The organism is Synechococcus sp. OH20 (assembly GCF_047502685.1).
Lineage (GTDB): Bacteria > Cyanobacteriota > Cyanobacteriia > Thermostichales > Thermostichaceae > Thermostichus.
The window spans coordinates 1-7,499 of record NZ_JANSIQ010000001.1; the positions used below are offsets into that span (position 1 = coordinate 1).

The 7,499-nt window shown below is 59.5% G+C and carries 6 protein-coding genes; 3 read left to right on the forward strand and 3 right to left on the reverse strand.

Annotated elements, in window-relative coordinates; all coding sequences use genetic code 11:
- Positions 1-255 precede the first annotated feature (255 nt).
- Together NW826_RS00005 and NW826_RS00010 are read left to right on the forward strand one after the other, a co-directional pair.
- Positions 256-1,407 carry a DegT/DnrJ/EryC1/StrS family aminotransferase gene (locus NW826_RS00005; protein WP_414338928.1) on the forward strand — a complete coding sequence of 384 codons (1,152 nt, stop codon included), beginning with the start codon at positions 256-258 and terminating at the stop codon, positions 1,405-1,407.
- Positions 1,408-1,604: 197 nt separating this feature from the next.
- Positions 1,605-2,645, forward strand: coding sequence for a DUF58 domain-containing protein (locus NW826_RS00010; protein WP_414509118.1), 1,041 nt, complete (start codon positions 1,605-1,607; stop codon positions 2,643-2,645).
- A gap of 105 nt (positions 2,646-2,750) precedes the next feature.
- Here NW826_RS00010 and NW826_RS00015 read toward each other — a convergent pair whose 3' ends face one another.
- The 3 genes from NW826_RS00015 to NW826_RS00025 are packed head-to-tail and all read right to left on the reverse strand — an operon-like array spanning position 2,751 to position 5,417.
- The gene (locus NW826_RS00015; RefSeq protein ID WP_414509119.1) at positions 2,751-3,710 is read right to left on the reverse strand and encodes a patatin-like phospholipase family protein; all 960 of its coding nucleotides are present in this window, start codon (positions 3,708-3,710) and stop codon (positions 2,751-2,753) included.
- A gap of 48 nt (positions 3,711-3,758) precedes the next feature.
- A complete protein-coding gene (locus NW826_RS00020; protein WP_414509120.1) occupies positions 3,759-4,397 on the reverse strand; it encodes a histidine phosphatase family protein in 639 nt (212 codons plus the stop codon).
- Positions 4,398-4,457: 60 nt separating this feature from the next.
- Positions 4,458-5,417 (reverse strand): NAD(+) kinase, encoded by a 960-nt coding sequence (locus NW826_RS00025; protein WP_414509121.1) that lies wholly within the window; start codon positions 5,415-5,417, stop codon positions 4,458-4,460.
- Between the two features lie 439 nt (positions 5,418-5,856).
- Between NW826_RS00025 and NW826_RS00030 the strand changes: the two genes are divergently transcribed.
- Positions 5,857-7,499 (forward strand): serine/threonine protein kinase (locus tag NW826_RS00030; RefSeq protein ID WP_414509122.1); only part of this gene is annotated, 1,643 nt, incomplete at its 3' end.

Here is a 7,499-nt window from a genome sequence, read left to right on the forward strand (position 1 = left end):
GCCAAAATGCGGGGGGCCAAAGCCGCGTCTCGAAAAGCCATCTCCATAAAGCATCCTGTCGATAGCTGTATCCAGCCTACCGGTTCCCTGGCCCGCGTTTACTCTAGCTCAGATGGGGATCAAGTCGGGGCGGGGCTGGGATCCCAGCAGCTTTCTCAGCAACGAAGCTACAAAAAGCCCCATTTTGAACCAGAGCGTTGTCTTCCTCGGCTCTTATCCTCGATGATGGGCTGTGGCCGCTACCCCCCCCCCACCATGGATGAGCCGATCCCGCTGCTGGATTTGACGTTGCAATACCGCGCTCTGGCTGCCGACCTGCTGCCCCAGGTGGAAGCGTTGCTGGCCTCGGGGCAGTACATCGGCGGCGGGGCGGTGCGGCGCTTTGAGGAGCTCTTCTCCCAGTTTTTGGGCGGCGGGGATCTGGAGACTGTCGGCTGCAATTCCGGCACCGATGCTCTGGTGCTGGCTCTGCGGGCTTTGGGCATCCAAGCGGGCGATGAGGTCATCACCACTGCCTTTAGCTTTTTTGCCTCTGCCGAGGCCATCGACTTGGTGGGGGCGCGTCCGGTGTTTGTGGATGTGGATCCCTGTACTTTCAACCTGGATCCGCAGCTTCTGGAAAAGAGCATCTCCCCCTGCACCAGGGCGGTGGTGGTGGTGCATCTGTTCGGTCAGGCGGCCAACCTGACCGAGATTGTCGCCATTGCCCGCCGACATGGGCTGGCGGTGATAGAAGATTGCGCCCAGGCGGTGGGAGCTTGTTGGGGGGGCAGGCCGGTGGGCACCTGGGGCGATCTCGGCTGCTTCAGCTTTTTTCCCACCAAGAACTTGGGGGCAGCAGGGGATGGGGGGGCGGTGGTGACCCGGGATGCCCACTTGGCTCGCCAGGTGCGCATCCTCAAAGAACACGGCCAGACCCATCAATACCAGCACGAGTATATTGGCCTCAACAGCCGTCTGGATGCGCTGCAGGCGGTGATCCTGTCGGTTAAGTTGTCCCACCTGCGGGAGTGGAACTGGCGGCGACAGGGGATTGCCGAGTCCTATCACCGCCTGTTGCACGGGATCCCTGGCCTGATCCTGCCCCAGGTGGCGGTGGGGGGCAACTCGGTGTGGCACCAGTACACGGTGCGGGTGCCTGGCTCCCACCCAACCGACTCACGGCGGCGCGATGCTGTGCAACGGCAGTTGCAGGAGCGGGGCATTGCCAGCCGCGTTTACTACCCCATCCCCCTGCATCTGCAGCCGGTGTACCGCAAAAAGTTGGGGTACAAACCTGGGGATTTGCCCAATGCCGAACTCTGTGCCGCTCAAGTGTTGTCCCTGCCCTGTTTTCCTGAATTAACTCTCCGGCAGCAGGAGCGGGTGGCTGTAGCCATTGCCGAAATCTTGTCAGAAGAACCCTAGCGGCTCCGAACGCTGAGGAGGGAGCTCAGGTGTTATTGAAGCTCAGCCGAAGACTACCTCAACTATTTCCGTTATTTCAATGGTCTCCCCGACCAGGAGCTGTTTCTGCAAAGCTGCCATCGAAACAGCGCGTTCGTTTTCTGCGCCGCTTCCGCTTTACCCGCATCGGGGGTCGGTTTGTTGGGATCACCCTCTTGGTGAGTATTGCCGCCTTCAACACCGGCAACAATCCCCTATACCTGGTGCTGGGGATGCTGCTCAGCCTCATTCTCCTCAGCGGCCTCCTCTCCGACCTCACCCTCAAAGATCTAGAGGTGAGCCGGCAGTTGCCCAGCCGCATCTTTGCCGGCCAGCCGGTCTTGGTGGGGCTGACGCTGGTCAATCGCAAGCGACGCCTGCCCAGTTTTTCGCTGCAGGTGAGCGAACGCATCGAGGGGCTGAAGCGGGCAGATTGGCCTTCCAGCTATGTTTTGCGCCTGGATCCGGGCGCCAAGCTGGATACTTTCTATCAACACACCTTTTCAAGGCGAGGGGTGTGGCGGCTGCAGGGTTTTGAGATTGCCACCAGCTTTCCCTTTGAACTCTTCCGCAAGGCGGTGGAAATCGAGGACCCGCAGACGGTGATCGTGTTTCCTCGGCCTGCCCCTGTCCAAAACCTGGTGCTGTGGGAACAATTGAGCGGCGGCAGCCAGTTGCGCCCTCAGGCCGGCCAGGAGGGGGACTACCTTAGCCTGCGGCCCTATCGTCCCCAAGATGATGTGCGCTCGGTGCACTGGAAGATCTCCGCCAAACGGGATCAACTGGTTGTGCGGGAGCTGGAGCGCCCCCGTTCCCAGGCCATCGTCCTCTGCTTTGAAAATCGCTGGCAGCCGCGGGGAGAAAGCCCTGAAGCCCATCGCAACAAGCTGGAGCGAGCCGTAGAGCGCTGTGCCGGGATCCTCACCTATTTGATTCGGGAAGGCCACCCGGTGGCGCTGGCCACCTTGCAGGAGCGGACTGCTTTTGCGGCGGATCTGGCCCACCAAGACCGGCTGTTAACTCTGTTGGCCCAACTAACCTTTGTCGGGGATCCCAAACTCAACTCTCAACTGAAAAGAGAGCCTGATCCCTCTGTCGGGTTTAACCTCACCCCCCACGATCGCTGTGTGCTGCTGGCCCATCCCGACCAGGATGGAAAATCTGCCCCGGGCTATCTCATCCACCCAGGATTGCTGTTGCAATTTATTCCAATCGAGTGAACTTCAGACCCATTTTGATAGCGGGATCCGTCGAGGAGCGTTTGGTAAAGCTTGAGCCGCGGATCCCTTTAAAGCTTTAGGTTGAACCGCTGGAAAAGTGTTGGTTCACTGCTCCAGCTTTTGGCGCAATTCTGGAATGGCCCGTCGCATTTGCCGATAGCCTTCTCGAATAATGGCATCTGCCTGGTGGAAATCGAAGATGCTGTATTGGCTGAGCTTAGGTTGTAACAGTAAGTCCGGTGGATGTTCGGCCAAAATGCTGTGGGTTACCATTTGCTCCATGATGTTCAAAGTTCTGCCGATAATGTCAAAAATGTTGGGGCCAGAAGGCTCGTCTGGAAACCATTGACTAATTTTTTCCTGGATCGCTTGTTGTAGAGATTGGTACCGTTTGCGGATGCGGGTGATGAAGCTGGTTTCCTCCTCGATCACCTCTCCTTCGGCATTGAAGCGCCGGCGTCTTTGAAAAGTTTCTTCTACCTCCGTTTCCTCTACCTCCGGCTCCACATCCGCAGGATCCACGTGGTTGAGGTTGACCGCCAAGACAACCTCGGCGCCCATTTCCCGCACCACCCGTACCGGCACCGGGTTGACAATGCCCCCATCGCTGAGGTAGCGACCTTCGTGCTGAAAAGGAGTGAAAATGCCGGGGATGGAGATGCTGGCCCGCACCGCATCGGCCATTTTGCCGGACCGCAACAGCACCTCTTGGCCTGTAATCAAATCTGTAGCCACGCAACAAAAAGGGATCCCGGCCTCTTCAATGCACAGCTCTTGCAAATGTTCCGTCAGTAGCTCGTAGATTTTGTTGCCCTCCAGAAGGCCACAGGTGGGAAAGACTACATCAAATAAAGACAGGATCATCTTCCAGTTGAGCTCCCGCACAAAGTCCTCTAGCTCATCCAGTTCACCTGCGGCGTAAATGGCTCCGACGAAGGCGCCGATGCTCGTCCCGGCAATGTAATCGATCGGGATCCCGGCCTGTTCTAGCGCCCGGATCACGCCAATATGGGCCCATCCCCTCGCTCCGCCACTGCCCAGTGCCAAGCCCAGTTTTTTGCCCATGGTCGCTTGTTCAAAAAAAGCCCAAAAGATTCTAGTAATTCTAAACTTTTAGGTGCCTGACCTTTGCCGCAGATCAGGCGGCAAATAGCTGCGTTCTCCCAAACTTTCCAGCAGGGGCCCATAGCGGTCGAACTTGACCACGCTGACCGAGGCAGCCAAAACCTCGATACGATCCCGGTAGCGGCCCAGGTCAATGCCCAGCAGGCTGCAGAGAAGAATCCGAATGGTGGCCTTGTGGGAGACGATCAAGACGTTGCCATCCGACCATTTTGCTTCGATCTCCGCCACAACCGGCAGGGCGCGGTTGGCAATTTGCACGGCGGTTTCGCCGCCTGGAGGAGCGTTCCAGGCCGGCTCGGTCATCCAGCGCCAGTAGGTTTCGGGATGGGCTTCGCGGGCCTCGGCGTGGGTTTTGCCCTCCCACTCACCGTAGTGGATTTCCCTCAAGCCCTCTCGAATCTGCATCTCCAACCCCGTCTTCTCTGCCAGCGGCCTGAGAGTAGCCAAGGTGCGCCGCATCGGGCTGACGTAGAGGGCCTGCCAAGGGATCCCGGCATAGGCGGCGGCAAAAGCTTCTGCCATCTGCTGGCCTTCGGGGGTGAGGTCGGGATCGAGGGCGCCACAAAAGCTACCGGAACGGCTGTAGGGGGTTTCCCCGTGTCTGAGTAGGTACAGTCTGAGGCTCATGGGAGAAGATTCCAGGGGAGTTAAACTCCGCTACTCTAGCTCCCCAACTTTAAGATCCCTTTATCCCCCCTCGGGGCGGTGGTTGGTGGTGGGGATGTAGATGCGGCTGCCGGCCCACTGCAGCTTTTCTCGCAGGGTGCGGAAGTAGGAGAGGTCTTTTTCTAGGATCATCAGCTTGGCCGGCAGGGGAGCCCGTTGAATTTGCACCCACTGGCCGGGGTTGACCGATTGAGCCAAGACACCATCAGTCCAGAGGCGGGTCAGCCCTTCCGGATCGGCAAGGGGCCAGATCTCCACCGTGGCTGTGCCGCTGATAACAATGGGCCGGCTGGACAAGCTGAGGGGACAAATGGGAGTGATGATGATGGCCTCAAAGGTAGGCTCCAGGATGGGGCCATTGGCTGCCAAAGTGTAGGAAGTGGATCCCGTTGGCGTGGCCACCAGCACGCCATCCCCGTGGTACTGATCCAAAATCTCGCCATTGACTTCGATTTCCATGATGGCGGCGGGCAGGCGTTCCCGGTTGATGGGCTTGAGGCACATTTCGTTGAGGGCGTAGTAGACTTCGCTGACCGGGCGGCCCTGCCGCTTGCCCTCCCCAGGGATAGCTCCCTGCCCCAATTGCGCTTGCTCCCAAATCTGGGCCTGCAACATCATGCGGGCTTGCAGAACAAAGTCTCCTGCCTGGATGCGATCCCAGGGATCCTGATGCAGCACCCGCTCCGACTGGGCCAAAAACCCCAGCCTGCCCCCCGACTGAATGGGCAAAATCGGGATCCCGTGCGGGGCCAGGTGGCGGGCCGCCGCCAACACCGACCCATCTCCCCCCAGCACCACCACCAGATCGATGGGATCCGAAGTGGCCTCCAAAAAGACCGGGTAGGGGTTGTGGTGCAAGCCGGTGGGAGCGGTCAGCACCGTAACACCGCGCCGACGCAATTGCTCCGCACACAATTGACAGGCGGCTTTGCTCTCCCGATCCCCCTCCTTGTAGGCGATCACCACCAAGCCCAAGTCCATAAGCCCTCGCCCAGAGATCCCTTCCGATCATCCCTCTTGGGGCTGAAGGTTGCCCAGAAGGCCTCATTTCCCCAAGCATTCCCTTTCACTTTTTTCACATTTACTGGGGATCCTTAAAAAAATCTCTAAATAGTCATTCCAAATAGCAGTAAAAAACGGCTCGTCGCGTCGTTATTGCTAGGCAGCGCTGCCGCAAACGCGCCGCTCCAACTCCCCTCTCCCTCTGGGAGAGGGGTTGGGGGTGAGGGCCTCTGGGAGAGGGGTTGGGGGTGAGGGCAGAGGGGCCGGGGGTGAGGGCTTGAGCGGCGCAGAGTTCCCAGAGCGTCAAAGATTGGGATCCTTGAGTTGGACGGGGAAATGAGCGGGTATAAACTCCAGCAATTGGTTTATCGTATGGACATCCCTGCCCAAGCTGCTTCTTCGCTGCACCTGCAAACCTATGGCCCCCGATCTCACCAATCGCATTTTGGGTGGCCGCTACCAACTGATTCAAGAAATCGGTGGCGGCGGCATGGGATCCGTCTTCCGCGCTTTGGACTTGCACAACAACCGCCAAGAGGTGGCTGTTAAGATCCTGCATGCCCCTATGCTGCTGAGCCGGGGTGACGCCCAGACCGATCTGCGTCGCCGCTTTGCCGAAGAGATCCGCGTCAGCACCCTTCTGGGCCAGCATCCCCGCATCGTCAAAGTCTTGGATCACGGCCAAGAGGGGGAGCAGGCCTACTTGGTGATGGAGTACCTCAAGGGGCAGGATCTGGGCAAGCTGATTCGAGAAAAAGGGGCTCTGCCGCTCCGGCAAGCCCTTCGGCTGGCCCTGCAGGCCTGTGAGGGGCTGCACTTTGCTCATACATTTCAAGCCAAGGTCGAGGGCCGTGAGATTCGGGGCGTCATTCACCGCGACATCAAGCCCAGCAACCTGTTTGTTGAGCGGGTTTTTCGAGATGGCCAGCTCACGTCGCAACTGAAAATCCTCGACTTCGGCGTAGCCAAAACCTTGGCGGATCACACCCTTAGCCTGGGCACCCAAAAGGGGGGCGGATTTATCGGCACCGCTCGCTACGCCTCTCCTGAACAGATACGGGGCAAGTCTCTGGATGCCCGCTCAGACATCTACTCCCTGGGGGTGGTGCTCTACGAGATGCTGACGGGATCCATGCCCTTTCAATTGGAAACCGACTCTCTGCACAGTTGGATCCACGCCCATTGCTACGAAAGCCCCCTTGAGATCAACCCGGAGACAACCCCGCAGCCGATCCCGCCCGCCTTGGCAGCAGTGGTGATGGATTGCCTCAAGAAAAACCCCGACGAGCGGCCGCAGACGATGCAGGAGCTAGGGGAGCGGCTGCTGCAAGCCTATGAGCTGACGGTAGCCACTCAACTCTCCAGCAGCCAGGCCAGTACCGTGATTCTTCCCACCGGCGGTGCCAAGGCTCAAAACGAGGCTCCATCCTCTTCCGATCCCAGGCTGCCGCTCGCAACCACCGGCAATACAGGATCGACTGCTGGAGCCTTTGAAGATATCCGCGATGAGGATCTGGATCTCATTGAAGATGAGCCGGTCTCTCCCCCAGGTGCAGGGATCCCCTACTACGTCGCCGGGCAGGAACCTCTCCCCTCAACTACCTCGGCAGAAGCTGCACCGGATCCCTCCTCTCAAGCTGCAGGCGAAACTCCCAAAACCCCCTCTACAGTCATCCCAGCCAGCAACACCCGCCCGGCTACTCCCCCTCAGGATCCCCCCGTCCCACCACGAACGGATACTCCCCGCACCCGCCCTCTGCCGCAAGCTGCCCCCCCAACGGTTCTCCAGCCTTCTGGCAGCAGCCTGAAGTGGGTCTTGGCTGGGGGAGGCGCTGTGGCTTTGTTGGCCGCCTTTTGGCTCTGGCCGCGCCCAGCAACCCGCGATACCCAGGAAGAGCCGGAGCCGATCCCTACCGCCGCAGTCACCCCAACACCTACCCTCGAGCCCGCCCCCACTCCGGTGGCGACACTTACTCCAACTCCGGCACCAACACCCACTCCCACTCCGGTGGCAACGCCTACTCCAACTCCGGCACCAACACCCACTCCCACTCCGGTGGC